The organism is Burkholderia sp. BCC1972 (genome assembly GCF_905339605.1).
GTDB lineage: Bacteria > Pseudomonadota > Gammaproteobacteria > Burkholderiales > Burkholderiaceae > Burkholderia.
Genome location: NZ_CAJPGH010000009.1, coordinates 1 through 23739 on the forward strand (window position 1 = coordinate 1; position 23739 = coordinate 23739).

Sequence of the window (23739 nt, forward strand, 5' to 3'; positions counted from 1 at the left end):
TTCTTCGTCTTCCTTCTTGGCCTTGCGCGCGAGATCGAGCAGCTTTTTCGATTCCTTGTCGCCGCGGGCGGCCGCGATCGACAGCCACTTCTCCGCTTCGCGCGCATCGGAGCCCATTTCCTCGAGGCCGAACAGGTAGAAACTGCCGAGCGCCTTCTGCGCCTGCAGGTCGCCGCGCTCGGCAGCCTCGCGCATCCACTTGAGTGCCTGGTAGCTGTCCTGGCGCACGCCGTCGCCGCGGAAATAACGCAGGCCGAGGTCGTAGGCGGCCTTCGGCTGGGTCTTCGCGGTCTGCTTCAGCGCGGCGATGCGCGGATCTTCACGGTCCTCCGCGTCGTCCCTTTTTTGATAGGAGACCTGATCTTTAGGGCGATCGGAACAACCTGTGTCGTCGCAGATCCGCACCGTGTTGCTGGTAACCGACGGATCCTGCGCGCACGCGGCCAAAAGCAACAGCAGCCCCGGTGCGAGTAAACGGCGATACATTGGTACTTTCCTCAAGTTTTATTGGCGCCGCAATTCTTCGAGCTATCCCACCCCGTGAGCTCGTACCCGGTTGCGTGCGGCGCAGCGGATACAATTCCATCCGCCAACGCCGACACGCGCCCTAGGCTCTCTCAGGCTCTCTTTGAATCGTTCCGTCACTGCTTCATCGCTGCCGCTTTTCGCTGTGCGGACTGGCGTCAGCTTCAACCCCCAAACATGACGCGACAAACAATAGTGACGTGGTGAGCAATAATAATGGAGAAAAATGGCATGTCAAGGTCCTTCGCGTTTTCAAAGTTTGCGTAGCGCGTCAGGTTTGATATGCTCACCCTCATCAAAACCCCTGGAGACCCCATCGCGATGTCCACCACCGAGCAGGCTAATGTCGATCTCATGACCGCCAACAAGGTGCGCGATCTACTGAACCGGAACGGTATTCCGCCGCGAAGTCACAACACGACGATCGCGAACGTGCTCGGCCTGAGCTTCTCGGTCGTCACGCGCAAGATGAAAGGCCTGATCCCGTGGAATCTGTCGCAGTTGCAGGACATCGCGACCCATTTCGGCGTGCCGCCCGCAATCCTGCTCGACGACAAGGGCACGCAGCCGGCTGCCGCCGAGATGATCGACGCGACGTTCGTGGTCGAATCGAAGCGCTTCCGCTGCCGCGCCGCGATCTCGACGAAGGCCAGCAGCCAGATCGAGACGGATTTCGTCGCGCTGCAGTGGCAGGGCGAATGGATCATCACCGAACGTCAGCACGCGCGCGAAGGCCGCACCTATCCGGTCGACGTGATCGAGCTGCGCTCGGCGCAGCCGAACGTGTATGCGGCGCGGATCGCGGTGGTCGACGATTCGCAGGATGTCGCCGAGACGGTGTGCGAATACTTCATCGAGAAAGGCGTGAACGCGATTCCGTACTTCGACGGCGCGACGTTCCGCAAGGCACTGGAAGTCGAGGATTTCGACGGCTACATCCTCGACTGGATGCTCGGCGACCAGACGGCAGCCGAACTCGTGCGCGGTATCCGTTCGAGCGAGAACAGCGGCGCGCCGATCTTCCTGCTGACCGGCAAGATCTCGACCGGCGAAGCCAGCGAGGACGAGATCGCGCACATCGTGTCGCACTACAACGCGCGCTGCGAGGAAAAGCCGGTGCGCCTGCCGATCCTGTTCGCCGAAGTGGCGCGCGAACTGAAGATCACGTTGCCGGCCGCGGCCGCCGCGAACTGAGACCGAAACGACAAACCACCACACGAACCACAGGACCGAGGGAAAGCCATGCGTGTTTCAACCATCTGGATCAAGAGCCTGCTGACGGCGTGCCTGTTCGGCATGGCTGCCGCGGCATGGGCCGCTTCGTCGTTCACGTTCACCGTCGACGGCAAGATCAGCAAGAGCAACCAGCAGGGGAAGACGACCTATGTCTTTTCCGAGCAGGAACTGATGGCGCTGCCGCAGCATACGATCGTCACGTCGACGAGCTGGACGCCGAAGGCGGCCTTCACTGGCCCGCGCCTGTCCGACGTGCTGAAGACCGTCGGCGCGCGCGGCACGCAGATCGAGTTCCGCTGCATCGACGAGTACACGTTCACGATTCCCGTGTCGGACGCCGACAAGTACGGCGTGATCCTCGCGCGGACGATGAACGGCAAGGTGCTCGGCAACGACAACTACGGCCCGCTGTGGATCATGTATCCGCGCGACCAGTATCCCGACGAACTGAAGACGCCGCTCGGCGAAGCCAAGTTCGCATGGCAGATCATCGGCCTGACCGTGAAGTGACATGACGCGACGGCGGTGGAAAAACAGAAAGATCATCCTGGTCCTCGGCTCGCTGTGGATCATGGGGTTCGCCGCATGGGCCTTCCTGCTGTGGGATCTCCTCGCCACCTCGGTCAACGAGGGCGTGCTCGAGGGGCCGCGCGAAGGCGTGTTCTGGACCGCCGCGCAATACCGTAACGTCTACACGCGGTTCGACCGCCAGCTGATCCTCTACGCGACGCACGAGGACGACGACTTCGAGCACGTGCAGATGCAGCTCGACAGCCTGTCGGTGTCGTTCGGGTTCCTGCAGCGGCCGTCCGAGGTGTCCCAGTACTGGCTGCGCATCCCGCGCGCGCGCAACGAGATCGACGCGCTCGGTGAATTCATGACGCGCCTGAAGCGCGAAGTGGCGTTGCTGCGCGACGCGCCAAAGAACGCGCGGCAGGTGATCGACGAAGTCAATGCGTACTGGCCGAAGGTCAACGGCCTCGCGAACTACTTCCGCGCGATCGAGATGGCGCAGCGCGATTTCACGTTCCATCAGCTGAAGGAGAAGCAGCGCGCGATCCTGACCCTCGGCATCGTGCTCGGCGTGATCCTGTGCGCGCTGTTCCTGCTGCTGTTCTATACGATGCGCACGCGCGACGACCTGCTCGAACGGCAAAATGCAGCGCTCGACGCGGAGCGCAAGGCGTCCGATCGCGCGTTCGAGATGATCGAGGCGAAGAACGCGTTCCTCGGGATGGTCAGCCACGAGCTGCGCACGCCGCTGCAGGCGATCTGCGGGTCGATCGAGATTCTGCTCGCGCGGCCGCAGTCGGACGCAAACCTGAAGACGATCCGGCGGCTGCAGAATTCCGCGTTGTCGCTGGAAGCGCTCGTCAAGGATCTCACCGACTACATCAAGCTGCGCTCGACGAAGCGGCTCGCCGAGCTGGATACCGTCGGCATCGCGCCGCTGCTCGCCGAAGTGCTCGAGCCGCTGCGCGAGAAGATCGCCGCCAAGCGGATCGCGGTCGCGCAACAGGTCGAGCCGGCCGGCCTCGCGATCCGCTCCGATCGCAAGCTGCTGCGGCAGGTGCTGTCGAACCTGATCGAGAACTCGGTCAAGTACACGGTCGGCGGATCGATCAAGGTGTCGATCACGGTCGTCGACGCGCCGGCCGGCCAGCAGGTGAAGATCGCCGTGCGCGACACCGGCGCCGGCATCGCGAAGCAACACCTGTCGAAGATCTTCGAGCCGTTCTATCGCGCGAACGACGCGGTCGGGCTGCACGTGGACGGAATCGGCATGGGGCTCGCGGTCGTACGCGAAATCGTGACGACGCTGCGCGGGCATGTGGACGTGCGCAGCGTGGTCGGCGAAGGCAGCGAATTCGTCGTGACGCTGCCGGCCGAAGTGCCGGTGATCGATACGGCCGGCCACGCGGCCGGCGACGCACCCGCGCTGCCGTCCGCGATCGCGCTCCGCGACCGGCGCGCGCTGGTGGTCGACGACAACGACAACGCACGCGAAACCCTCGGTGCGATGCTGTCGGCGCTCGGCATCGAAGCCGATCTGTGCGGCACCGGACAGGAAGGCGTCATGCGCTTCGGCAAGGGCCGCTACGACATCGTCGTGCTCGATCTCGAACTGCCGGACCTGAGCGGCTTCGAGGTTGCGCGGCGCATTCGCGCGGTCGCGGAGCCCGACGACGACGGCCGGTATCCGGCCATCCTCGGCGTCAGCGCGTATGAATCGGCTGCGCTGCGTGAAAACAAGCAGGTATTCGACGAATTCCTGCCGAAACCCGTTCATCTGCGCGAACTCGGCGCGCTCGTCGAGAAGCTGCTCGCCTGAGCACGCGCATCGGCCGTTCCCGCCTACTCGCCGATCAGATGCAGCACGATGTCGCGCCGGTGCGCCGCGCGGCGATGCTCGAACAGGTAGATCCCCTGCCACGTGCCCAGCACCATGCGCCCGTGCTCGACCGGAATCGACAGCTGCACCTGCGTGAGTGCCGTGCGCAGGTGCGCGGGCATGTCGTCGGCGCCTTCGGTGTCGTGCTCGTAGCGCGTATCGTCCTCGGGCGCGAGCGTCGCGAAGTAGCGTTCGATGTCGCGCTGCACCGACGGATCGGCATTCTCCTGGATCAGCAGCGACGCCGACGTATGGCGGCAGAACACGGTCAGCAGGCCGGTGCGGATCGCCTGCTGGTCGACGAATGCGCGCACCTGCGGCGTGAATTCGACGAGGCCGCTGCCGCGCGTGTCGACGCCGATGTGCGTGAGGGCCTGTTGCATCGCCGTGACCTCAGGCCAGCGCGGCGAAGCCGTCGGCTTCGATCTGTTTCGCGTCGGCCGGGCGCACGACGCGCGCGACTTCGACGCCGTCGCGCAGGAAGACGAGCGTCGGCCACAGCTTCACGCCGAACGAGCGGCCGAGCGGGCGGCCCGGGCCATCCTCGATCTTCAGGTGCCGCACGGCAGGATGCGCGGAGAACGACGCGACGATCGCGGGCTGCGCGCCTGCACAGATCCCGCACCAGTTCGCGCCGAATTCGATGACGGTGGCGCCGCCCAGTGCGTCGACTTCCGCGCGCGTCGGCGCGTTGGCGGTGTAGCGTTGCTCGGTGTCCATCAGGCCCTCGTGTGCGTTGGCGGAACGGGGCCGCGCCCCGCGCGCGTGGTGCGGCGGTCGCGGCCTGCGACTTCCTACTCTAGCGGAAAAGCTCGCGCGATGCCGGCCGGCCCGTTGCGGCGCGCACGCCGCCCGCGCCCCTTCCGCAATGACACGACAAGATTCGGAGCGCCGCGCCGCCGCGACAGGATCAGCATGCGAACTGATCCGTCACCGAGGGCACCCGCCATGAATGCACCGCATTGCGTCACCGAACCGAACATCCTCTATTTCGGCACGCCCGTCGTGCTGGTCAGCACGCTGAACGAAAACGGCACGGCCAATCTCGCACCGATCTCGTCCGCGTTCTGGCTCGGCTGGCGCGGCGTGATCGGCATCGCCGCGAGTTCGCAGACCACCCGCAACCTGCTGCGGACCGGCGAATGCGTGCTGAACCTGCCGTCGTCGGCGCAGGCGGACGCGGTCGACAGGATCGCGCGCACGACGGGCACGTATCCGGTGCCTGACGGCAAGCGCGCGAAAGGCTACGTATTCGAACCCGACAAGTTCGGCACGGCCGGGCTGACCGAAGCCGCGTCGCAAACCGTCGCGCCGCCGCGCGCGCTCGAATGCCCGGTGCACATGGAGGCGGTCGTCGCGGCCGCGCACGGGATCGGCGAGGAGGCGCCGGACCTGCGCGGCTATATCCGCATCTTCGAGTTGCGCATCCAGCGCGTGCATGTGCATCCCGACCTGCTGATGGACGGCCACGCGGACCGCATCGATCCGGACAAATGGTCGCCGCTGATCATGAGCTTCCAGAAGTTCTACGGGCTGGCGCCGCAGCAGGTGCATGCGTCGCGGCTCGCCGAGATTCCGGAGCGCGCGTATCGCAGCCCCGACATCGAGCGTGCGCGTGAAGCGGGCGTGTTGAGCGGAACCGGGCGGTAACGAAGCGCCCAGGGGGATGCCAGGGAATCCGGCGCTTCGTCGCGCCTCCACCGGCGGGGTCGATGCGGCTCACCGCCTCGTGCTGCCGGCGCTGCGCATCGCCGTGCCGATCGCGCGGATCGACACCGCGATTGCCGATCGCTCGACCGAACCGATCGGCACCGCATTCGGCGTGCGTGTCGGTGCGCTGCCATCGGTCGTCGATGCGCACCACCTCGCGTATGCGGTGTTGCTGCTCACGGGCGAGCGAGGAAGGTGTACCGCGTGGTCCGATCAGCGAGCCTATCCAGCCTCTCGGCTCGCCATGCCTTTCATCCACGCCTCGAACGCGGACACCGCGGCATCGTCGGCACGATCGGCGTTCGTCACCAGCATGTAGTCGTCGGCACGCCATACAGGCGACGCGATCGGGCACACGAGGCGCCCCTCGGCGAGATCGCGCCCGATCAGCGGCAGGGATGCCAGGGCCACGCCGAGTCCCTCGACGGCCGCGCCGAGCTGCAGATTCACATGATCGAATTCGACATGGCGCGCGGCCCGCAGATCGGATGCACCGGCTTCCCGCAACCAGTGCGACCAGGCAGAGCGCGTCGTGGCCGAATGCAGCAGGACGTGATGACGCAGGTCGGCCACGCCCTGTATCGGATGCTGGCGCAGCAATGCGGGATTGCAGGCCGGCACGCGCAGGTCGGGCATCAACGGGCGCGATACGACGCCCGCACCTTGCTCGGGACCGGAACGCACACCGATGTCGAAGGCGTCGGCGACATAGCGCAACTTGCGCGATGTCGTCGACACCCTGACGTCGATCTCGGGGTACCGCGAATGAAAATCGGCGAGCCGCGGCAGCAGCCAGCAAAGCGCAAAGCTCATCGGCACATTCACCCGCACGACGCCCGAGATCCGGTGCGCGAACGTATCGTGGCGCAGCCGCACCACCGCGGTACCGAGGCGCTCGAACGCGTGGCTGACGTCATTCAGCAACGCGGCCCCTTCGTCGGTCAGCACGACACCGCGCGGACGACGATCGAACAATGGCAGGCCGAACCAGTCCTCCAGCAACCTGATCTGCTTGCCTATGGCCCAATGGGTGACATGCAGCTCCACCGCAGCCCTTGCGAAGCTGCCGTGCCGCGCGACCGCGTCGAAAGCGCGCAGCGCGTTGAGCGGGGGCAACTCGCCCCAGTGCTTCGCAGCGTCCCGGTTTCCGCTCATGACGTGACTTTTTCTCTCCAGTGACGCGATTTTAGCTCAATTGAAAATGCTGTCGCCTCGATCATAAAATTGCTCTATCGAGCGCGAAAGCGATACCACTAGCGGCTTCCGCCGACCGCTCGCACGGAGCGAACCACGATGCACCTGCCGGTTTTTTCCCCTCCCGCGATGCAGGAGACTGCGCCACCCCGACGGCGCGTGCTATGGCTGTCCTGCGTGGCGCACGCCATGCACGACGGCTATACGGACATGATCTACGCGTTGCTACCGGTGTGGCAGTCGGAATTCGGGCTCGACTTTGCGGCCCTGGCGATCCTGCGCGGCATCTATGCCGGCACGATGGCGACGCTGCAGTTGTCCGCGGGACGTCTCGCGCAACGCCTGGGCAGCCGCACGACCCTCGCAATCGGCACGCTGCTCGCCGCGCTCGGCTATGCGATCGCGGGCATGTCGGGTGGCCTGCTCGGTCTGGGCGTGGCGCTGGCGATTTCGGGCGGCGGCTCCAGCACGCAGCATCCGGTCGCATCGGGCGCCGTCTCCCGTATCTACGGACGCGACGCGAGAGGCCCATTGAGCATCTACAACTTTTCCGGCGACCTGGGGAAATCCGCGCTGCCGGCCGCCATTTCGCTGCTCGTGACCATGATGCCGTGGCGTCACGCGCTATGGATCGTCGCCGGATTGGGTTGCGTCGTGGCCGCCGTCATCGCGCTCTGGTTTCCCGCCGTGCCGCGTAGCGCCGGAAAGTCGGCGGCCAAGGAGCACGCGTCCGCTCGACGCAGTGGTACCGGCGCAAGCGGATTCCCCACGCTGTTTTCAATCGGCGTGCTCGACACGGCGGTACGCATGGGACTGCTTACCTTCCTGCCTTTTCTGCTCAAGGCAAAAGGCGTCTCGCCTCAATTGCTGGGAACGGCCCTTGCGCTCGTTTTCATAGGCGGTGCGGCCGGCAAATTCATGTGCGGCTGGCTGGGCGCACGCATGGGTGTGGTCGGTACGGTGCTGCTCACGGAGGGCGGTACGGCCGCGTGCATCGTCGCGGTGATGTATCTCCCGTTGGCGCTGACCATGGTGCTGCTGCCGATTCTGGGTATGATGCTCAACGGCACGTCGTCGGTGCTGTACGGAACCGTTCCGGAGATGTCCGTGCCCGAGCGCACCGAGCGCGCATTCGCGATTTTCTACACGGGGACGATCGCATCGGGCGCGCTATCGCCTGTTCTCTACGGTTTCCTGGGCGACAGGATCGGTGTGCATGGCGCCACGTATGCGACCGCGTTGACCGCCCTCGCGATTTTTCCGCTCGCCCTCGCGCTGCGCCCGCATCTGGCGGATGACTCGACAGGATGAACACCATGACGAAGTCTGGCTACCCGACCGTCGGCCTTGTCGGCCCGGGCGCAATCGGAACGACCGTTGCCGCGGCCCTTCACGAAGCCGGCCGCACGCCGGTGATCTGCGGCCGCTCGGCGCACGAGCAGTTGAAATTGCGCTTCGATGGCGGCGAGATCGTCGTGCCCGGGCCCGTACTGACCGACCCGCGAGCGGTCAAGGAAAAGGTCGATCTCGTATTCGTCGCGGTCAAGTCGACGCAGGTGGCGAGCGCGGCCCCTTGGGTCTCCGCGCTATGCGATGCGAATACCGTCGTCTGCGTACTGCAAAACGGCGTCGAGCAACAAGCCGCGTTCGCGCCGTATGCGGCCGGCGCCACGGTCGTGCCATCGGTCGTCTGGTTTCCGGCGCAGCGCGAATCGGGCGCATCGGTGTGGCTGCGGGCCAAGCCCCGGCTCACCCTGCCCGATACGCCGGCGAGCAACGTGGTGGTCTCGGCTTTGCACGGCACGCGCTGCGCGCCGGAGGTTGCCGAGGATTTCATCTCGCTCGCCTGGCGAAAGCTCTTGCAGAACGCGGTGGCGGGACTCATGGTGCTGACCGGTCGCCGCGCCGGCATGTACTCGCGAAGCGACATTACCGAACTGTCGCTCGCCTACCTGCGGGAATGTCTCGAGGTCGCGCGGGCGGAGGGCGCGAAGCTGGGCGATGAAGTGCCGCAGGAGATCGTCGACGGATTCCATGGCTTTCCGCCCGATTTGGGTACGTCCATTCTTGCCGATCGGCAAGGCAACCAACCGCTCGAATGGGACTGCCGGAACGGCGTCGTGCAGCGATACGGACGATCTCACGGCATTCCGACGCCGATCAGCGATCTGGTCGTTCCGCTTCTCGCCGCCGCCAGCGATGGGCCGGGCTAGCAGCCGGGAAACCCGGTCGGATCGAATCGCCCGCGGAGTCATCGCGCTCCGGCAATCGCGGACAACACAATCATCCTCGATGACATCCGTCACTTCACAACCTGTTCGTGCTGCTTCGTGGCAAACAGGCAAGCAGGCGCCGGTGTTCCCAGGATAGTCAACGTACCGGATGGTCGGACCACGTGCAAATCGCTCGGTTACGTCGAAAAGTGCAGCCTGGCCGATCGGATAACATACGGCCGGCCACCTTCCCATGATCAAACCGACGGAGTGTTTTCAGTGATTCAACCGACCCAAGTATTCAAGGACAACCTCGCGCAACTGCCGGCCATCGACGGCGTCGCGCGCATCGATCTCGTCGGCGCGAACGGCGACGTGGTCGCGACCATCGAGAACCAGCCGGGCAAGCAGGGCTCGCTCGCGGTGTACAACTACCTGAAGCAGGCATTCGGCACGCTCGACGCGAACGCCGCCGAGCACGGCCTCGCGATATTCGCCGAGCATACGGCCGACGCGCGCAACCGTCCGGGCGCGCACCCGAACGTCGATCGTCTGCTGGCGATCGTCGCCGGCGGCGAAGCGCTGCGGATCGACGTCGTCGCGAAAGGCTGAGTCGTCGGCGGCACGCGCGCGGAAAGCCGCGATCGTCGCGTCCGTATTTCTCGCTCCGGAGACTGCCCGCGTGCCGCGTTTCATTTCCCTGCCCTTGGTCCACCGTTTCGCTGCTGCCGCCGCGATCGCGGCCGTTGCCTGTGCCGCATTCGGCGGCACGGCATCGGCCGATCCGCTGCGGACGGCCTCCGAGATCGCCGGTGCATCGCTGGTGCCGCTCGGCGTGCTGCCGCATTCGCCGGAGAACGGGGCGCTCGATCCGTTTTGCACGCGATATCGCGCGAAGACGACCACCGCAGCCGGCCGTGAAGTCGCGAAGCGCGACTGGATCGTGACGTCCGAGGCGCCGCTCGGGCGCTACACGGTCGTCACGTTCTCGAGCGGCTTCAGCGCCGGCACGAGCGCGATCTGCTTCGCGCGCAACGGCAACATCGGCGTGTTCGACGGCACGACGCTCGTCGCACTCGGCTATACCGCGCGCAAGGCCGGCTGGCAGCTCGGCTCGGTCGATCGGCTGGACAGCGGCGCGCTGCTGATCTGGGGCGGCGACGGCCCGGCGCCGCCGGTCGGCGAACTGCACGAAGACAACGGCAGCCTGCGGCTAACCCGTGTCGCCGCCGAAAGCACGCACTGCAACGGCCGCGCGGCCGTGCCGAACGTGTACGGCAAGCCGCTCGACGCGGCACGCAGGATCCTGATCGCGCATGGCTGGCAACCGCTGCGCCCGCGCGAACAGCCGGACGCGATGGACGGCGCGGCGACGCTCGCGAAGCACGGCATCATCGAAGCCGAAGCGTGTTCGGGCACCGGGATGGGGTATTGCGCGCTGCGCTACCGGAATGCGGCCGGCGTGCTCGGCGTGACGACGGTCGGCGGCGAGCCGGACAAACCTTCGGTGAACACCGTGATCGACTATCAGGTCGCGTGTCGCAAGCAGTGAGCGGTGCGCCGATCGCGCGTGCGCAATGCATGCGTCGCGCTACGATCCGCACCGTCCGGCCATCGTCCGTTCGTTCGATTGACCGGCCCCGCGCGCGCTCCTAAACTGACCTCCCTTTTACGTCGCACCGACAAAAGGGACTGCCATGATCGACCTCTCCACACTCGCGCTGTTCTCTGGCGCGTGTCTCGCGCTGACCGCCACGCCCGGCCCCGACATGCTGCTGATCGCGTCCCGCAGCGTGAGCCAGGGCCGGCGCGCCGGCTTCGCGACGCTCGCGGGCATTCAGGCCGGCACCTACTGCCACGCGCTCGCGGCCGCGCTCGGGTTGTCGCAGCTCTTCGTCGCGGTGCCGCTCGCGTATGACGCCGTGCGCTTCGCGGGCGCCGCGTATCTGCTGTATCTCGCGTGGAAGACGTTCCGGTCGGATGCGACCGCGCTGTCGCCCGTCGCATCGCCACGCCGCCACTCGACCGCCGCGATCTTCCGCCAGGGCCTGACGACGAACCTGCTGAACCCGAAGATGGCGCTGTTCGTGCTCGCGCTGTTCCCGCAGTTCGTGCGGCCCGAGCACGGTTCGATCGCCGTGCAGATTCTCGTGCTCGCGACGGTGCTGAACCTGATCGGGATCGTCGTGAACGGCGCGGTGATTCTCTCCGCGAGCCGGCTGAGCCAGCGGATCGGCGCGCGCCGCCGGCCGTCGAAGCTGCCGCAGTACCTGCTCGGGTCGGTGTTCGTGGGGCTGGCCGCGCGGCTTGCGGTGGCGGGGCGTCCGTAGTTGTGAACGGATCAGGCAATCGCACCGGTGCAATCGAATAAGCGAGGTTTGAAATGACACCATATGACCCACTGCGCGAGCATGCATTGGCCGACCCCGAGGTACGTGCCGAATACGAACGAGTGAACCGCGAGGAATTCGTGCCGCTCGATGCAATGCTTGCTGCGCGACGAGCGGCCGGTACGACGCAAGCCGATACCGCCGATGGATCGAAAACGAGCGCGACCTTCGTGAAGTGACACCGGCTTGCGTCAGTACCCGATTCAGGCGCAGCCCGGATTGTCACGTTCGGACACGTTTTCGACGTGCTCGCGCGTATCCGCCACCACCCGCAATGCGCCGCTCTCGAGCAGGCTCGCCGGCGTCACCGTGCGGCGGCGCCACGGAATCCGGCCGAAGTACCAGATCTTCCAGAAGCCGAGCGGATGATCGGGATTCCGGCGCAGCAGCATGTCGAAGGTCTCGACGTCGCCGAGCACGATCCGCGTCGCATCGCGTACGACTTCGCGCACGAACCGCGAGCAGAACTGCCGGCGCGACGCGAGATTGAAACCCGTGTCGTACACCACGCCGATCCGGCGCATCGCCGCGTCGACGAGCCGGCGCCGCTGCGCGGCATCGAGCGGCTGCTTGAGTCGCGCGATCACGCATGCGCCGCGATCGGAGCGCGCGAGAAACCGCGACATCGTCGTCACGCGCGACAGCGGAAACGTGCTCTCCGCGATCAGCACCTCGCCGCCGCGCGCGCCGACGACGATCCCGACGTGGTTCGTCCACGAGCGCGTCGCGCTCGCCACTTCGAGAAACGGCCGCGCGGTCACGCGAATGAACACGATGTCGCCGATCTCCGGTTCGACCGGCATCGGCACGTCATGCGTTTCGGGAGAACCCACGTAGAAGGGACGCCGCCGGCCTGCGCCGGGCGAGCGGATCATGAGCGGCTGGCAGCCGGTATCGACGACCATACGGACCTCGCACGAGTAGTGATGGCGCGAGCATGTCAGCAGTGGCCGTGCGCCGCACCCGCTTCATGTGCGAGGGCGGGGTTTCGCGCCGCCCGGTGGCGGATTTCGATACCGGCGTGAAGCGGCGCGCAGGCGCCGCAGCCTTCAACGCGTCGCGCCCAGCGCCACGCGCAGCCGCTCCATCAGCTGCGTGTAATGCCGCAGCACGTCGTCCTTCGGCACGACGTTCGCGGTCGCGAAACGATCGGCCCACACCGGCTTCCACTCGTACGAACCGTGCACGCTGCGATCGCCGTCGGGCGCCTGGATCAGCGAGCGGATCCGCGCGTCGCGGCCCGGGCCCGTATGCACGTCGAACAGCGCGTGAATGTACGTGTGATACGCGTCGTACACGTCGTCGTCGAACAGGTAGCGATAGATATGGAACGTGCGGTCGAGGTCGCGTTTCGCGCGGATCACGTCGTCCGGCGAGATGTCCTTCCAGTAGCCGATCCACGTGTAGAAGCACAGCAGCGCGTTGAGCTGCGGCGCGACGGCGTCGTACAGCGCCAGCCGCTTCTCGATCAGCCTCTGGTTGGTCCACTGCACGAGTTCGAGCCGCTTCAGCCGGCGCGCGACGAGCCAGCCGAGACACGCGACCGACAACGGCGTCAGCACGCCGAGCACGAGCTTGACGATTTCCAGCGAATTCCACGGGGTGTTGATTGGCTGCATGAATGACCCGACAAGAAGAAACGCCTTCGCTTCAACGCATGACCCGGCGCGCAGCGCCGCGCGCCCGATCGCGTCGACATTGACCGTTAGTTGCTTGCGCATCGAACGTCGCACGACCGCTCCGGCAACGCGTGTGACGTGACCGACCTCGCCAGTTTATCCGGCGATTGTCACCGCGCGATGACCATTCGTCGACGCGTCGCCGCCTACCCGCATCGCACTATGTCGGCAGCGCCGACGTGAGCTTGACCTTCTGCATCGGAATGTCGGTCTTCACGCTGAGTACGCCGGGAATGCGCGTCAGGTATTCCATCTGGAAGCGCCGGTAGTCGTCGATGTCGGCGGCGACGACGCGCAGCAGGAAATCGCAATCGCCGGCCATCAGGTGGCATTCGACGACTTCCGGCATCTGCTGGACGGCCTCCGAGAAACGGTTCACCGATTCCGCGTCCTGCCCCTTCAGCCACACGCGCGTGAAGATCGTGAGCCCCTTGCCGACTTTCGCGGGATTCAGCACGGCCACGTATTTCTCGATCACGCCCGCTTCCTCGAGGAGCCGCACGCGCCGCAGGCACGGCGACGGCGACAGCCCGACCTCGTGCGCGAGTTCCACGTTCTGCATCCGGCCGTCGCGCTGCAGCGCGCTCAGGATCCGGCGGTCGATAGCGTCAAGTTTCATTTGGCATCCAATTCCAAAAAATTCATGTATTGCGCGTTCAATGCCAAATTCTGAGAAAAATCTGGCGACAACGCAACCCGATTCGAGTCAAAAAAGCAGACAATCCCTCCCCCGAAGGAGGAGTAATGAGCAGTAGCGTTTCAACGTCGTCCGGGCTTCGCGACAAGCCCGCCTATGTCGCCGAGATGGGTCGCGGTTTGCGCGCGGCACTGCCCGTCATGCTGGGTTTCGTGCCGTTCGCGCTCGTGCTGGGCGCGCAGGCCGCGCAAAAAGGGCTGAGCCTGTTCGAGGTGCCGATGATGACGGGCCTGAACTTCGGCGGCGGCTCGGAATTCGCGGCGATCCATCTGTGGACGTCGCCGCCGCACATCGCGCTGATCGTCGCGATGTCGTTCCTCGTGAATTCGCGCCACATCCTGATGGGCGCTGCATTCGAGCCGTATATCCGGCGCCTGCCGCGCCGCCGCGCGTTCGTCGCGCTGTTCTTCATGTGCGACGAGAGCTGGGCGATGTCGCTCGCCGACGCGAGGGCCCGCTCGGCCACGCACATCAGCGTGCCCTATTACGCGGGCATCTGCATGGGGCTCTACCTGACGTGGATCTCGATGACGACGCTCGGCGCGGCGGTCGGCCCGACGATCGGCAACGTCGAGCAGTACGGCTTCGACATGGCGTTCACGGCCGTGTTTCTGGTGCTGCTGCGCGGCATGTGGAAGGGGGTGCGTGCGAGCCGCCCGTGGTTCGTGAGCCTCGTCGTCGCGGCAGCGACGCATCTCGCCGTGCCCGGCGCGTGGTACGTCGCGGCCGGCGCGTGCGCGGGGCTGATCGCCGCGCTGCTGTGGGAGCCGCGCGATGCCTGAGCTTCCGGATTTCAGCACCGTCACGACGATCGTGCTGATGGCGTCGACGACCTATCTGTCGCGCATCCTCGGCTACGTGCTGCTGCGCAACCGCACGCTGAGCCCGCGGATGGCGTCGGTGATGGAGAACGTGCCGGGCTGCGTGCTGATCTCGGTGATCGCGCCGGCCTTCGTGTCGACGCGCCCCGCCGACCTGCTCGCGCTCGCGATCACCCTCGTCGCGGCGACGCGCCTGTCGATCCTGCCGACCGTCATCGTCGGCGTCGTGTCGGCCGGCCTGCTGCGCTACCTGCTCGGCTGAGCGTTTCCGGCCGCCGCCTCGACGGCACATTCAACGACGAACGGGCGCGCGCTGCGCCCGTTTTCACGTTCGCGCCAGACTGCGACGAATGCGCGACACGACGATCCTCACGCCGGAGTGCTAGCCTTGTGGCTTGCGCCGCGCAGGCAGCGGCGCTGCACGCTCCCTCCCATCGCCCATCTCCGCGAGGATCGTCCCGATGCAAGAAACCCGCCCGCTGTTCGACCGCGTCCTGCTCACCAACGACGACGGATTCGACGCCCCCGGCCTGGAAGTACTCGAACAGGTCGCCACGCAACTGGCACGCGAAGTGTGGATCGTCGCGCCGGCGGAAGACCAGAGCGGCACGTCGCACTCGCTGAGCCTGCACGAACCGCTGCGCGTGCATCGCAAGGGCGAGCGCCGCTTCGCGGTGCGCGGCACGCCCGGCGACTGCGTCGCGATCGCGGTCAGCCACCTGATGAAGGATGCGCGGCCCGACGTCGTGCTGTCCGGCGTGAACCGCGGCGCGAACCTCGGCACCGAAACGGTGTTTTCCGGCACGGTCGGCGCCGCGATGACGAGCATGCTGGTCGGCGTGCCGGCCATCGCGCTGAGTCAGGCATTCACCGATCGCAACGCAGTGCCGTGGAGCACCGCGCTCGCGCATGCGCCGGACGTCATTCGCCGGCTCGTCGCCGCCGGCTGGGACAGCGACGCCTGCCTCAACGTGAATTTCCCGCCGCGGCCGGCCGACGACGTGCGCGGCCTGAAGGTGACGAACCAGGGCGCCGGCACGCTTCAGGGCGTCGAGATCGTGTCGGGGCGCGATCCGCGCGAGATCGACTATCACTGGCTGAAGCTCGCGCGCGCGCCGCGCGACGACGACGCGGATTCGGAAACAGTCGCACTCGGCGAAGGCCATATCGCGGTCACGCCGCTGAAGTTCGAGCGCACGCACGACCAGGCGCTCGCGCGGCTGCGGTCGAATCTCGGCTGATCGTCCGCGCCTTCAGACAGCGCCGGCGGTCGCGCACGGGACACGCGCGCCGCCGCCGTGTCACCGCCTCACGTCAGGTTCAATCCGCCGTCGAGCATCACGATCTCGCCCGTCATGTAATCGGACGCGACGAGCATCGCGACCGTCTGCGCGATGTCGTCCGGCGTCGCCGCGCGACGCATCGGCGCCCGCTCGCGCCATAGCTGCTGCGCGTCCGTCCAGTCGGCGGTCAGCGGCGTATCGACGAGCCCCGGCGCCACGGCATTGACGCGAATCGCCGGTGCGAGCGTGCGTGCGAGCAGCCGTGTCGTGTGATTGAGCGCGGCCTTCGCGGCCGCATACGGGATCGACGCGCCCTTCGGCCGCACGCCCGCGTGCGAACTGACGTTCACGACACACCCGGCGCGCCCGTGCGATGCCGCCTCGCGCAGCGCGGCCTCCGCTTCGGCGACGAGCCGGAACGGCGCGATCACGTTGATCTCGTGCATCTCGCGCCACACGTCGGGCGTGGCGGCCGCGAGGTCGTCATGCGCAATCACGCGGCTGACGCCCGCGTTGTTGACGAGCACGTCGAGCCGACCGTGCACGGCGAGCGCGTCGCGAATCAATCGCACACGCTCCGTATCGTCCGCGAGATCGGCCTGCACGTAGGCGCCGCCGAGTTCGCGCGCCATCGCGCGCCCGGTGTCGGCCGACCTGCGCGAATGCAGGATCACCGCGTAGCCGTCCGCCGCCAGGCGGCGCGCGACGGCTGCGCCGATTCCCGACGTCGAGCCGGTGACGAGCGCGACCGGCCGCTGCACGCGCGACGCGCGCGGCTCGACGGCGGCTTCGGTGTCGGGGGCCGTTTCGGCAATCGGGGCAGACATCGGCGGAAGCGGCGCGTCCATGGCGTGGATCCCGTTCAGTGGCGTTCCCGCATCATAAGCGCGACGGGGTCGCGAGAAGCAAATTCATGCTTTGGATCGCTGCCACCGATGCATCAGCCAGAACACAAAGCCCGCCATTGCCCCCAGGCCCACGAACGCCAGGAACCCCAAAGCGGCCGACAAGCCTTCCTTGAAAACATCGTCGTTCCAGATGGCGGTGTAAATGAAATAGGTGGCGATCCACGTCAGCAACCCCGTGATGCTGCCGCACAGGCACGATGAAATCATCGACACGCGCCAGTATTTCGTGACGAGCAGATATTGCGGAATCGCAAACGCTGCCGTGCCGAGGTACGCGATCGGCACGGAATACTTGAGCGACCCCGGATCGTCGGCCAAATACGACCACACCAGGCCGGGCACGAGGGCAGCGAGCGCAAAAGCAAGAAAAGGTATCTGACGCATCGAAGCAGGCAGCCGCTAGCTGCAGCCGTTCCATTGGAATCAAGCTCGTTCGGCGCACGAATCCGGAGATGGCGTGCAATCGGCCGTCACGGCCGCTTCGGCAACTCGACATACTCCTCGAGCTCGCCCGCGATATAAAGCCGCTTGCCGATTCGCGGGTATTCGCAGACGTCGTGTTCGAGCCGCTGCCCGCCGACGAGCAACTCCAGCGGTGCCTCGCCGGTGTTCTGCACCGTATGCGCTTCGCCGCCGCGCGGGAAGCCGATGAAATCGCCGGGCCCGATTTCACTCGCGCGTTCGCCGATCGTGACCGAGCCCGTGCCGGACAGCACGTACACGAACTCTTCTTCGTACAGGTGACGGTGATATTCGGCCGATTCGTGACCGGGCATCAGCGTGAGCAGGTGAACGCCGAATTGCGTCAGGCCGGTCAGGTCGCTGAGTTGTCGCTTGAGTCGGACGGCATTGGGATTGAGCGAATGCACCGCGCGCGTCGGTTCCATCTTCGCGATATCGGCGGCCTTCAGCAGTTCCCGGGGAAAGGGAGTCGACATGGGGATCTCGCAAGCGTGAATGCTTCTGTTGGACGCGGTGCCGGTGCGGCCCGCGCAGCGGCTATTGTCCGACATTTTCACGCGTGCAAGGGTGCGCACGGCCGCGCTGCACTTCGTCGAATGCCTGAATGTTGCGTCCGCAACCGTTACGGCCGCGGACATCAGACGCTCAGCGCACGTGCACGCCGCGCAGCTCCGTCAGCAACGCGATGAGCCGATCGACGTGCGCGTCTTCCGTGCGCCACGACGACACGCTGATCCGGAACGCCGGCCGCCCCTGCCACACGGTCGCGCCGAACCACACGTCGCCCGATGCCTGCGCGGCGTCGAGGATCGCGGCGGTTTCGTCGTCGGTGCCGGCGCGCACGAGCACCTGGTTCAGCACGACGCGGTTCAGCACGTCGTAGCCGGCCGCACGCAAGCCGTCCGCGATCCGCGCCGCCTGCGCGCAGTGCCGCTCGACCATCGTCGCCACGCCGGCGCGGCCGAGCGAGCGCAGCGCGGCCCATACCGGAATGCCACGTGCACGCCGCGAGAATTCGAGATTCAGGTTCTTCTGCGCATCCTGCGCGCCGCTCAGGTACACGGCGTCGCTGTTCATCGCGGTGGCAAGCGCGGCCGCGTCGCGGCAGATCACCATCGCGCCGTCGTACGGCGTGTTGAGCCACTTGTGGCCGTCGGTCGTCCAGCTGTCCGCGCCGTCGATGCCGTCCGTCAGCGCCCGCTTCGACGACGCGCGCGCCCACAGGCCGAACGCGCCGTCCACGTGCACCCACGCGCCGGCCGCCTTCGCGGGCGGAATCAATGCCGCGAACGGATCGAATTCGCCGGTGTTCACTTCGCCGGCCTGCACGCAGAGGATCGTCATGTCGTCGAGCGGCGGCAACTGCACGGGGTCGATGCGGCCGTGCGCATCGACCGGCGCCACGACGATGCGCTTCATCCCGAAGCCGAGCACGCGCAGCGCCTTCTTCACCGTGATGTGCGCGAGCGCGGAGATCACGACCTTCACTTCCGGCGCGCCGATCAGGCCGTCCTCGTCGATATCCCAGCCCTTGCGCGCGAGCAGCGCGCGCCGTGCGGCCACCAGCGCGACGAGCGTGCAGGCCGTCGCGCTCGTGCCGAAGCCGACCGCGCTGCCTTCCGGCAACCCGAGCGCATCGACGACCCAGCGCGCGGCCTGGCGCTCGAGCGTCGCAGCCACCGGCGAATTCGCATACGACGACGCGCACTGGTCCCACGCGAGCATCAGCCGCTCGGCCGCCGCCGCGGCCGGCAGCGCCGCGCCGATCACGAAGCCGAAGTAGTTCGGGCCGTTCGATGCGACCGTCGCGGGCGTGCCGTGCTCGTCGAGCAGGCGCAGCACGTCGTCGGCCGGGCGGCCCACATCGGGCAACGGTTCGTCGAACGCGGCGAGGCCGGCCAGCGCGGCTGCGTCGGGAAACGCGCGCCGGTAGTCGGTTGCAGCCAGATACGCGTGCGCGCGCCGGTCGGCGTCGGCCAGCAGTGCAAGTTCGTCCATGTCGATTGCCTCGGTGAGCGTCAGAGTTGCGAGAGATCGCGGCCGAGCTGCTGCAGCGCGCCGTCGATCCGCTTGTAGTACGTGAACTTGCCGACGCGGGTCGCCCGCACGAGCCCGGCGTCCGCGAGGATGCGCATGTGGCGCGTGGTCGTGGCCGGCGCGATGCCGAGCTTCTCGGTGATATACGTGCAGCACACGCCGAGCTCGTCGAAGTCGCCGTGCGGCTGCGGCGGGAAATGCTCGCGCGGCTCCTTGAGCCAGCGCAGCACGGCCAGACGGCTTTCGTTGGCCAAGGCGCTGATCCGGTTAACGTCGTCCATGAGGTGCGGTTTCGTTTGACGTTTTGAATATTAGCTAAATGACGAAATGTGGGCAAATGGTTTGGCGAGGGATTTCAGCCGGCGATGCGATCGCAGCGAGATCGACGCGGGAACGTGTGGCGACGTGTTACGCCGCCGTCAGCGCCTGCGCCAGCCTGTCGATCAACGCGCGCACGCGCCTGGGCTGCGCGGTGCTGCCCGGATAGACGATCTGCAAGTCGACTTCGCCCGGCGAGAAGTCGCGAAGCACTTCGACGAGCGCGCCAGACGCCAGATCCTGCTCGACATCGACCAGCGACTTCAGCGCAATGCCATGCCCCGCGACGCACCACGCACGCACGAGCGCGCCGTCGTTGGCGACGCGCCGGCCGCGCACCATCACGCGCTTCGTTTCCCCTTCGATGCTGAACGGCCATTCGGCATAGAGGTCCGGCCCGAAGCGCATCACGATGCAGTCGTGAGCAGCAAGATCGTCCGGATGCGTGGGCGTGCCGTGCGCGGCCAGATACGCGGGCGACGCACACACCACGCGCCGCGCGCGGCCGAGCGAACGGCTGCGCAGCGAACTGTCCGCGAGCGTGCCGCGACGGATCGCGAAATCGAGGCCCTGCCCGACGAGATCGACGTAGCCGTCGCCGAGATGCAGATCGACCGTGACGCCCGGATGCTCGGCGAGGAACGCATCGACGACGGGCACCACGCGCTCGCGCCCGAGATCGGCCGGCGCGCTCAACCGCACGGGCCCCGACAGCGTCTGCACGCCCAGCCGCACGCGGCTTTCGAGTTCGTCGGCCTCGGCCAGCAGGCGCCGCGCGCCGTCGACGAGCGTGCGGCCCTCGTCGGTCAGGCTGATCGCACGCGTCGTGCGCGTGAGCAGCGCCGCGCCGTAGTGGCGCTCGAGCGCCGTCAGCCGCTCGGACACCGTGGCCGGCGACAGCCCGACCTCGCGTCCCGCCGCGGCGAGCCCACCCTTCTCCACGATGCGCAGGAACAGCGCGAGGTTGTCGAGCAGCATTGTTCGCCTCTTCCGAAGGATATTTTCGCTATCTTCAGGATTATCGGGAAAAGTCGCAAACGGTACAGTGGTCGCCTGACGTTCGACATGCGGCCTCGCCCCGCTCACACGACACAAGGAAACGCACATGGAATACCGTACGCTCGGCCGTTCCGGCCTCAAGGTTCCCGTCCTGAGCTTCGGCGCAGGCACCTTCGGCGGCAGCGGCCCGCTGTTCAGCGCATGGGGCAACACGGGCGCGGACGAAGCGCGGCGCCTGGTCGACATTTGCCTCGAAGCCGGCGTCAACCTGTTCGACACGGCCGACGTGTATTCGGACGGCGAATCCGAGCGTGTGCTCGGCGCCGCGATCAAGGGGCGCCGCGACCAGGTGCTGATCTCGACGAAGACGGGCCTGCCGACCGGCAGCGGCCCGAACGACGCGGGCACGTCGCGCGCGCGACTGGTACGCGCCGTCGACGACGCGCTGCGTCGCCTCGACACCGACTACATCGACCTGCTGCAGTTGCACGCGTTCGATGCGGGCACGCCGGTCGAGGAGGTGATGTCGACGCTCGACGATCTCGTGCGCGCGGGCAAGCTGCGCTATCTCGGCGTGTCGAACTTCGCCGGCTGGCAGATCATGAAGTCGCTCGCGGCGGCCGACCGGCACGGCTGGTCGCGTTATGTCGCCAACCAGGTCTACTACTCGCTCGTCGGCCGCGACTACGAATGGGACCTGATGCCGCTCGGCGCCGACCAGGGCCTCGGGGCGCTCGTGTGGAGCCCGCTCGGCTGGGGCCGGCTCACCGGCAAGATCCGCCGCAATGCGCCGCTGCCCGAAGGCAGCCGCCTGCATGAAACGGCCAGCTACGGGCCGCCGGTCGATGACGAACGCCTGTACGACGTGGTCGATGTACTCGACGCGATCGCGGAAGAAACCGGCAAGACCGTGCCGCAGATCGCGCTGAACTGGCTGCTGCAGCGGCCGACCGTGTCGTCGGTGATCATCGGCGCGCGCAACGAGGAACAGTTGCGGCAGAACCTCGGCGCGGTCGGCTGGGCGCTGACCGATGCGCAGGTCGCGAAGCTCGATGCGGCGAGTGCAGTGGAAGCGCCTTATCCGCACTTTCCGTATCGCCGGCAAGAGGCGTTCGCGCGGTTGAATCCGCCGATGCGCGGGTAAGGGGCGGCGGTGACGCGGCTGCGTACCGACGTCAAGCCGGCACGCGTGCGTGACCAAGCTGCACGACCTTGTCGGTCGCACCGATCACCGAGCGCCGGTGCGTGATCGCAATCACCGTGACGTCGCGGGCCAGCAACCGCACGTGTTCCATGATGTCGCGCTCCGTCGCTTCATCGAGTGCGGAACTCGCCTCGTCGAGAAACAGCACGCTCGGTTTGCCATACAGCGCTCGCGCAATCGCGATGCGCTGGCGCTCGCCGCCGGACAGTTTCAGTCCGCGCTCGCCGACCGTCGTGCGAAACCCGTCCGGCAAGCCGTCGATGAACGGCAGGATCGCGGCCTTCGCGGCCGCGTCGCGCAGGCGCTGCGCGTCGCGCGGCCGGCCGAGCAGGATATTGTCCTCCAGGCTTTCGTTCAGCAACACGACGTCCTGCGGCACGACGGCGACCGTGCCGTACCAGTCGGCGCGGTCGATCGTCGCGAGATCGACGCCGTCGACGAGAATGCGCCCCTCGTTCGGCTCGATCGACTTCAGCGCCAGCTTGAACACCGTCGATTTTCCCGCGCCCGTTTCACCGACGACGAACGTGATCGCACCGCGCCCGGCAACGAAATCCACGCCGGTCACGCCACGCCCGTTGCCGTATGCATAGCCGACGCGCTCGAACACCACGCGCCCTTCGCGCGGCACGAACGCCGACGCGGGCGACACCTGCCGCTCCTCGGGTGCCGTCCACAGTGCCGCGAACGGCACGAGCGCCGCGCGGGAGCGCGCGCATTCGTCGATCGAGCGCGCGAGCATCTCGAATGGCAGGTTCATTTGCAACAGCAGCGTGTTGAACAGCACGAGGTCGCCGATCGACAGCACACCGGCTTCATGGCGCGGCAACAGCAGCCAGAACGTCACCGAGAACTGGATCGCGAGACCTAGGCCGAGCAGCGCAAGAAAGCCGACATGCTGCATCACGTACGCACGCCAGTTGTCGCGCTCGGCGCGCGCCTTCTCCGAGAAGCGCTCGCTCATCCAGCGGTGGCTGCCGAAATGCCGGAGCGTTTCCATCGCGTTGATCGCACCGCCGACGAAGCGCGCATTCTCCTGACCGGCCTCGATCGCGCGGTCGAGATACGCCCGCGAGCGCCGCGCGGACACAATCGCGATCGTCACCGCCAACACCCCGTACACGGCGGTGATGACCACCACGTCGAGATTGATCAGCGCGCCGAGCGTGACGAGCGTCAGCACGATCTGCAGCGTGCCGGGGATCAGGTCCGTCAGCGCGAGCTGCACGAGCACCGACAATGCGCGGCTCCCGCGTGTGTTCGCGTTCTGGATTTCCGCTGGATTGTGCTCGACGAAGAAGGCCGTGGTCTTCTTCAGGATGCGCTCGAAGAAGCGGGTGCTGGTGATGAATCCCAGATTCGAGGAACTCATGAAGGCAAGGTACTGCACCACGCGTTGTAGCGCGCTGGACAGGCCCAGCAGCACCGCGTAGAGCACGAAGCCCAGGATCAGCGCGTGGAGCACGCCACGATGCGACAGCGCATCGATCAGGCGCGAGAACAGATAAGGCGCGGCGACGGCGGTTGTACTCGACAGGATGACGACCGCCACGACAGCCAGCAACATCAGGCGATCGGCTTTCCAGTAGGCCCGCAGGACCTCGGTGATCGGATGCAACGCTCGGGATTCGTTCATGGCGCGATGAACCAGGCACGATACGGCCGGGGTGG

Annotated in this window: 29 protein-coding genes; 15 read left to right on the forward strand and 14 right to left on the reverse strand. The window is 66.8% G+C overall.

Annotation, left to right across the window (positions count from 1 at the left end):
- Positions 1-486: sel1 repeat family protein (locus U5798_RS14925; RefSeq protein WP_322082489.1), on the reverse strand; the 486-nt coding region annotated here is incomplete at its 3' end.
- A gap of 360 nt (positions 487-846) precedes the next feature.
- On the opposite strand from U5798_RS14925, the gene U5798_RS14930 reads away from it, so the two are divergent.
- Genes U5798_RS14930 through atsR form a run of 3 tightly spaced genes read left to right on the forward strand, consistent with a single transcriptional unit; the run spans position 847 to position 4093 of the window.
- The gene (locus U5798_RS14930) at positions 847-1719 is read left to right on the forward strand and encodes a response regulator (RefSeq protein WP_322082490.1); all 873 of its coding nucleotides are present in this window, start codon (positions 847-849) and stop codon (positions 1717-1719) included.
- A gap of 48 nt (positions 1720-1767) precedes the next feature.
- The gene (locus U5798_RS14935; protein ID WP_124454463.1) at positions 1768-2271 is read left to right on the forward strand and encodes a molybdopterin-dependent oxidoreductase; all 504 of its coding nucleotides are present in this window, start codon (positions 1768-1770) and stop codon (positions 2269-2271) included.
- A 1-nt stretch (position 2272) separates the two neighbouring features.
- Positions 2273-4093 carry a hybrid sensor histidine kinase/response regulator AtsR gene (atsR, locus tag U5798_RS14940; RefSeq protein WP_124454460.1) on the forward strand — a complete coding sequence of 607 codons (1821 nt, stop codon included), beginning with the start codon at positions 2273-2275 and terminating at the stop codon, positions 4091-4093.
- A gap of 23 nt (positions 4094-4116) precedes the next feature.
- On the opposite strand, the gene U5798_RS14945 is transcribed toward atsR, so the two are convergent.
- Together U5798_RS14945 and U5798_RS14950 are read right to left on the reverse strand one after the other, a co-directional pair.
- Positions 4117-4536, reverse strand: coding sequence for a secondary thiamine-phosphate synthase enzyme YjbQ (locus tag U5798_RS14945; RefSeq protein WP_124454458.1), 420 nt, complete (start codon positions 4534-4536; stop codon positions 4117-4119).
- Positions 4537-4546: 10 nt separating this feature from the next.
- On the reverse strand, positions 4547-4873 hold the full coding sequence (locus tag U5798_RS14950) for a thioredoxin family protein (protein WP_021160574.1): 327 nt from the start codon (positions 4871-4873) through the stop codon (positions 4547-4549).
- Positions 4874-5101: 228 nt separating this feature from the next.
- On the opposite strand from U5798_RS14950, the gene U5798_RS14955 reads away from it, so the two are divergent.
- Together U5798_RS14955 and U5798_RS14960 are read left to right on the forward strand one after the other, a co-directional pair.
- Positions 5102-5803, forward strand: coding sequence for a flavin reductase family protein (locus tag U5798_RS14955; RefSeq protein WP_124454456.1), 702 nt, complete (start codon positions 5102-5104; stop codon positions 5801-5803).
- A 16-nt stretch (positions 5804-5819) separates the two neighbouring features.
- Positions 5820-6182, forward strand: a complete 363-nt coding sequence (locus tag U5798_RS14960) for a hypothetical protein (RefSeq protein ID WP_322082491.1) — start codon at positions 5820-5822, stop codon at positions 6180-6182.
- Here U5798_RS14960 and gcvA read toward each other — a convergent pair.
- Complete coding sequence (gcvA, locus tag U5798_RS14965) at positions 6086-7018, reverse strand: transcriptional regulator GcvA (protein ID WP_322082492.1); 933 nt, start codon at positions 7016-7018, stop codon at positions 6086-6088. The two genes, U5798_RS14960 and gcvA, sit on opposite strands and share 97 nt — an antisense overlap.
- A 138-nt stretch (positions 7019-7156) precedes the next feature.
- On the opposite strand from gcvA, the gene U5798_RS14970 reads away from it, so the two are divergent.
- From U5798_RS14970 to U5798_RS14995, 6 genes are all read left to right on the forward strand, one after another.
- Positions 7157-8368, forward strand: a complete 1212-nt coding sequence (locus U5798_RS14970) for an MFS transporter (RefSeq protein ID WP_322082493.1) — start codon at positions 7157-7159, stop codon at positions 8366-8368.
- A gap of 5 nt (positions 8369-8373) precedes the next feature.
- A complete protein-coding gene (locus U5798_RS14975; RefSeq protein WP_322082494.1) occupies positions 8374-9270 on the forward strand; it encodes an oxidoreductase in 897 nt (298 codons plus the stop codon).
- Between the two features lie 279 nt (positions 9271-9549).
- The gene (locus U5798_RS14980; protein ID WP_085038374.1) at positions 9550-9882 is read left to right on the forward strand and encodes a DUF2322 family protein; all 333 of its coding nucleotides are present in this window, start codon (positions 9550-9552) and stop codon (positions 9880-9882) included.
- 88 nt (positions 9883-9970) lie between these two features.
- Positions 9971-10822 carry a hypothetical protein gene (locus U5798_RS14985; RefSeq protein ID WP_322082628.1) on the forward strand — a complete coding sequence of 284 codons (852 nt, stop codon included), beginning with the start codon at positions 9971-9973 and terminating at the stop codon, positions 10820-10822.
- A gap of 145 nt (positions 10823-10967) precedes the next feature.
- On the forward strand, positions 10968-11600 hold the full coding sequence (locus U5798_RS14990) for a LysE family translocator (RefSeq protein WP_124454447.1): 633 nt from the start codon (positions 10968-10970) through the stop codon (positions 11598-11600).
- A 53-nt stretch (positions 11601-11653) separates the two neighbouring features.
- Complete coding sequence (locus tag U5798_RS14995) at positions 11654-11839, forward strand: hypothetical protein (protein WP_322082495.1); 186 nt, start codon at positions 11654-11656, stop codon at positions 11837-11839.
- 24 nt (positions 11840-11863) lie between these two features.
- Here U5798_RS14995 and U5798_RS15000 read toward each other — a convergent pair whose 3' ends face one another.
- The 3 genes from U5798_RS15000 to U5798_RS15010 form a co-directional block, all read right to left on the reverse strand.
- Positions 11864-12565, reverse strand: a complete 702-nt coding sequence (locus U5798_RS15000; RefSeq protein ID WP_322082496.1) for a YebB family permuted papain-like enzyme — start codon at positions 12563-12565, stop codon at positions 11864-11866.
- Positions 12566-12709: 144 nt separating this feature from the next.
- Positions 12710-13279, reverse strand: a complete 570-nt coding sequence (locus U5798_RS15005) for a hypothetical protein (RefSeq protein WP_124454443.1) — start codon at positions 13277-13279, stop codon at positions 12710-12712.
- Between the two features lie 220 nt (positions 13280-13499).
- Positions 13500-13958, reverse strand: coding sequence for an Lrp/AsnC family transcriptional regulator (locus tag U5798_RS15010; RefSeq protein WP_059237883.1), 459 nt, complete (start codon positions 13956-13958; stop codon positions 13500-13502).
- Positions 13959-14083: 125 nt separating this feature from the next.
- Between U5798_RS15010 and U5798_RS15015 the strand changes: the two genes are divergently transcribed.
- The 3 genes from U5798_RS15015 (at position 14084) to surE (ending at position 16098) form a co-directional block, all read left to right on the forward strand.
- Positions 14084-14818, forward strand: a complete 735-nt coding sequence (locus U5798_RS15015) for an AzlC family ABC transporter permease (RefSeq protein ID WP_124454441.1) — start codon at positions 14084-14086, stop codon at positions 14816-14818.
- On the forward strand, positions 14811-15119 hold the full coding sequence (locus tag U5798_RS15020) for an AzlD family protein (protein WP_124454439.1): 309 nt from the start codon (positions 14811-14813) through the stop codon (positions 15117-15119). The genes U5798_RS15015 and U5798_RS15020 overlap by 8 nt, the downstream gene beginning before the upstream one ends.
- Before the next feature lie 199 nt (positions 15120-15318).
- Positions 15319-16098 carry a 5'/3'-nucleotidase SurE gene (gene surE, locus U5798_RS15025; protein WP_124454437.1) on the forward strand — a complete coding sequence of 260 codons (780 nt, stop codon included), beginning with the start codon at positions 15319-15321 and terminating at the stop codon, positions 16096-16098.
- 68 nt (positions 16099-16166) lie between these two features.
- On the opposite strand, the gene U5798_RS15030 is transcribed toward surE, so the two are convergent.
- The 6 genes from U5798_RS15030 to U5798_RS15055 all read right to left on the reverse strand — a co-directional run bounded on the left by U5798_RS15030 (position 16167) and on the right by U5798_RS15055 (position 20843).
- Positions 16167-16988, reverse strand: a complete 822-nt coding sequence (locus U5798_RS15030; RefSeq protein WP_322082497.1) for an SDR family oxidoreductase — start codon at positions 16986-16988, stop codon at positions 16167-16169.
- 63 nt (positions 16989-17051) lie between these two features.
- Positions 17052-17432 (reverse strand): hypothetical protein, encoded by a 381-nt coding sequence (locus U5798_RS15035; protein WP_322082498.1) that lies wholly within the window; start codon positions 17430-17432, stop codon positions 17052-17054.
- Positions 17433-17518: 86 nt separating this feature from the next.
- Positions 17519-17986 carry a cupin domain-containing protein gene (locus U5798_RS15040; RefSeq protein ID WP_124454431.1) on the reverse strand — a complete coding sequence of 156 codons (468 nt, stop codon included), beginning with the start codon at positions 17984-17986 and terminating at the stop codon, positions 17519-17521.
- Positions 17987-18155: 169 nt separating this feature from the next.
- Complete coding sequence (locus tag U5798_RS15045) at positions 18156-19508, reverse strand: pyridoxal phosphate-dependent decarboxylase family protein (protein WP_322082499.1); 1353 nt, start codon at positions 19506-19508, stop codon at positions 18156-18158.
- Between the two features lie 20 nt (positions 19509-19528).
- Positions 19529-19828 (reverse strand): metalloregulator ArsR/SmtB family transcription factor, encoded by a 300-nt coding sequence (locus U5798_RS15050; protein ID WP_322082500.1) that lies wholly within the window; start codon positions 19826-19828, stop codon positions 19529-19531.
- Positions 19829-19955: 127 nt separating this feature from the next.
- Positions 19956-20843 (reverse strand): LysR family transcriptional regulator, encoded by an 888-nt coding sequence (locus U5798_RS15055; RefSeq protein ID WP_322082501.1) that lies wholly within the window; start codon positions 20841-20843, stop codon positions 19956-19958.
- Positions 20844-20970: 127 nt separating this feature from the next.
- On the opposite strand from U5798_RS15055, the gene U5798_RS15060 reads away from it, so the two are divergent.
- Positions 20971-22008, forward strand: a complete 1038-nt coding sequence (locus U5798_RS15060) for an aldo/keto reductase (protein ID WP_124454423.1) — start codon at positions 20971-20973, stop codon at positions 22006-22008.
- 31 nt (positions 22009-22039) lie between these two features.
- Here U5798_RS15060 and U5798_RS15065 read toward each other — a convergent pair whose 3' ends face one another.
- The gene (locus U5798_RS15065; protein WP_322082502.1) at positions 22040-23704 is read right to left on the reverse strand and encodes an ABC transporter ATP-binding protein; all 1665 of its coding nucleotides are present in this window, start codon (positions 23702-23704) and stop codon (positions 22040-22042) included.
- Positions 23705-23739 lie beyond the last annotated feature (35 nt).

Coding starts and splice junctions, on each gene's coding strand:
- U5798_RS14930 (WP_322082490.1), top strand. CDS start 847: ATGTCCACCACCGAGCAGGCTAATGTCGATCTCATGACCGCCAACAAG.
- U5798_RS14935 (WP_124454463.1), top strand. CDS start 1,768: ATGCGTGTTTCAACCATCTGGATCAAGAGCCTGCTGACGGCGTGCCTG.
- atsR (WP_124454460.1), top strand. CDS start 2,273: ATGACGCGACGGCGGTGGAAAAACAGAAAGATCATCCTGGTCCTCGGC.
- U5798_RS14945 (WP_124454458.1), bottom strand. CDS start 4,536: ATGCAACAGGCCCTCACGCACATCGGCGTCGACACGCGCGGCAGCGGC.
- U5798_RS14950 (WP_021160574.1), bottom strand. CDS start 4,873: ATGGACACCGAGCAACGCTACACCGCCAACGCGCCGACGCGCGCGGAA.
- U5798_RS14955 (WP_124454456.1), top strand. CDS start 5,102: ATGAATGCACCGCATTGCGTCACCGAACCGAACATCCTCTATTTCGGC.
- U5798_RS14960 (WP_322082491.1), top strand. CDS start 5,820: ATGCCAGGGAATCCGGCGCTTCGTCGCGCCTCCACCGGCGGGGTCGAT.
- gcvA (WP_322082492.1), bottom strand. CDS start 7,018: ATGAGCGGAAACCGGGACGCTGCGAAGCACTGGGGCGAGTTGCCCCCG.
- U5798_RS14970 (WP_322082493.1), top strand. CDS start 7,157: ATGCACCTGCCGGTTTTTTCCCCTCCCGCGATGCAGGAGACTGCGCCA.
- U5798_RS14975 (WP_322082494.1), top strand. CDS start 8,374: ATGACGAAGTCTGGCTACCCGACCGTCGGCCTTGTCGGCCCGGGCGCA.
- U5798_RS14990 (WP_124454447.1), top strand. CDS start 10,968: ATGATCGACCTCTCCACACTCGCGCTGTTCTCTGGCGCGTGTCTCGCG.
- U5798_RS14995 (WP_322082495.1), top strand. CDS start 11,654: ATGACACCATATGACCCACTGCGCGAGCATGCATTGGCCGACCCCGAG.
- U5798_RS15000 (WP_322082496.1), bottom strand. CDS start 12,565: ATGGTCGTCGATACCGGCTGCCAGCCGCTCATGATCCGCTCGCCCGGC.
- U5798_RS15005 (WP_124454443.1), bottom strand. CDS start 13,279: ATGCAGCCAATCAACACCCCGTGGAATTCGCTGGAAATCGTCAAGCTC.
- U5798_RS15010 (WP_059237883.1), bottom strand. CDS start 13,958: ATGAAACTTGACGCTATCGACCGCCGGATCCTGAGCGCGCTGCAGCGC.
- U5798_RS15015 (WP_124454441.1), top strand. CDS start 14,084: ATGAGCAGTAGCGTTTCAACGTCGTCCGGGCTTCGCGACAAGCCCGCC.
- U5798_RS15020 (WP_124454439.1), top strand. CDS start 14,811: ATGCCTGAGCTTCCGGATTTCAGCACCGTCACGACGATCGTGCTGATG.
- surE (WP_124454437.1), top strand. CDS start 15,319: ATGCAAGAAACCCGCCCGCTGTTCGACCGCGTCCTGCTCACCAACGAC.
- U5798_RS15030 (WP_322082497.1), bottom strand. CDS start 16,988: ATGGACGCGCCGCTTCCGCCGATGTCTGCCCCGATTGCCGAAACGGCC.
- U5798_RS15035 (WP_322082498.1), bottom strand. CDS start 17,432: ATGCGTCAGATACCTTTTCTTGCTTTTGCGCTCGCTGCCCTCGTGCCC.
- U5798_RS15040 (WP_124454431.1), bottom strand. CDS start 17,986: ATGTCGACTCCCTTTCCCCGGGAACTGCTGAAGGCCGCCGATATCGCG.
- U5798_RS15045 (WP_322082499.1), bottom strand. CDS start 19,508: ATGGACGAACTTGCACTGCTGGCCGACGCCGACCGGCGCGCGCACGCG.
- U5798_RS15050 (WP_322082500.1), bottom strand. CDS start 19,828: ATGGACGACGTTAACCGGATCAGCGCCTTGGCCAACGAAAGCCGTCTG.
- U5798_RS15055 (WP_322082501.1), bottom strand. CDS start 20,843: ATGCTGCTCGACAACCTCGCGCTGTTCCTGCGCATCGTGGAGAAGGGT.
- U5798_RS15060 (WP_124454423.1), top strand. CDS start 20,971: ATGGAATACCGTACGCTCGGCCGTTCCGGCCTCAAGGTTCCCGTCCTG.
- U5798_RS15065 (WP_322082502.1), bottom strand. CDS start 23,704: ATGAACGAATCCCGAGCGTTGCATCCGATCACCGAGGTCCTGCGGGCC.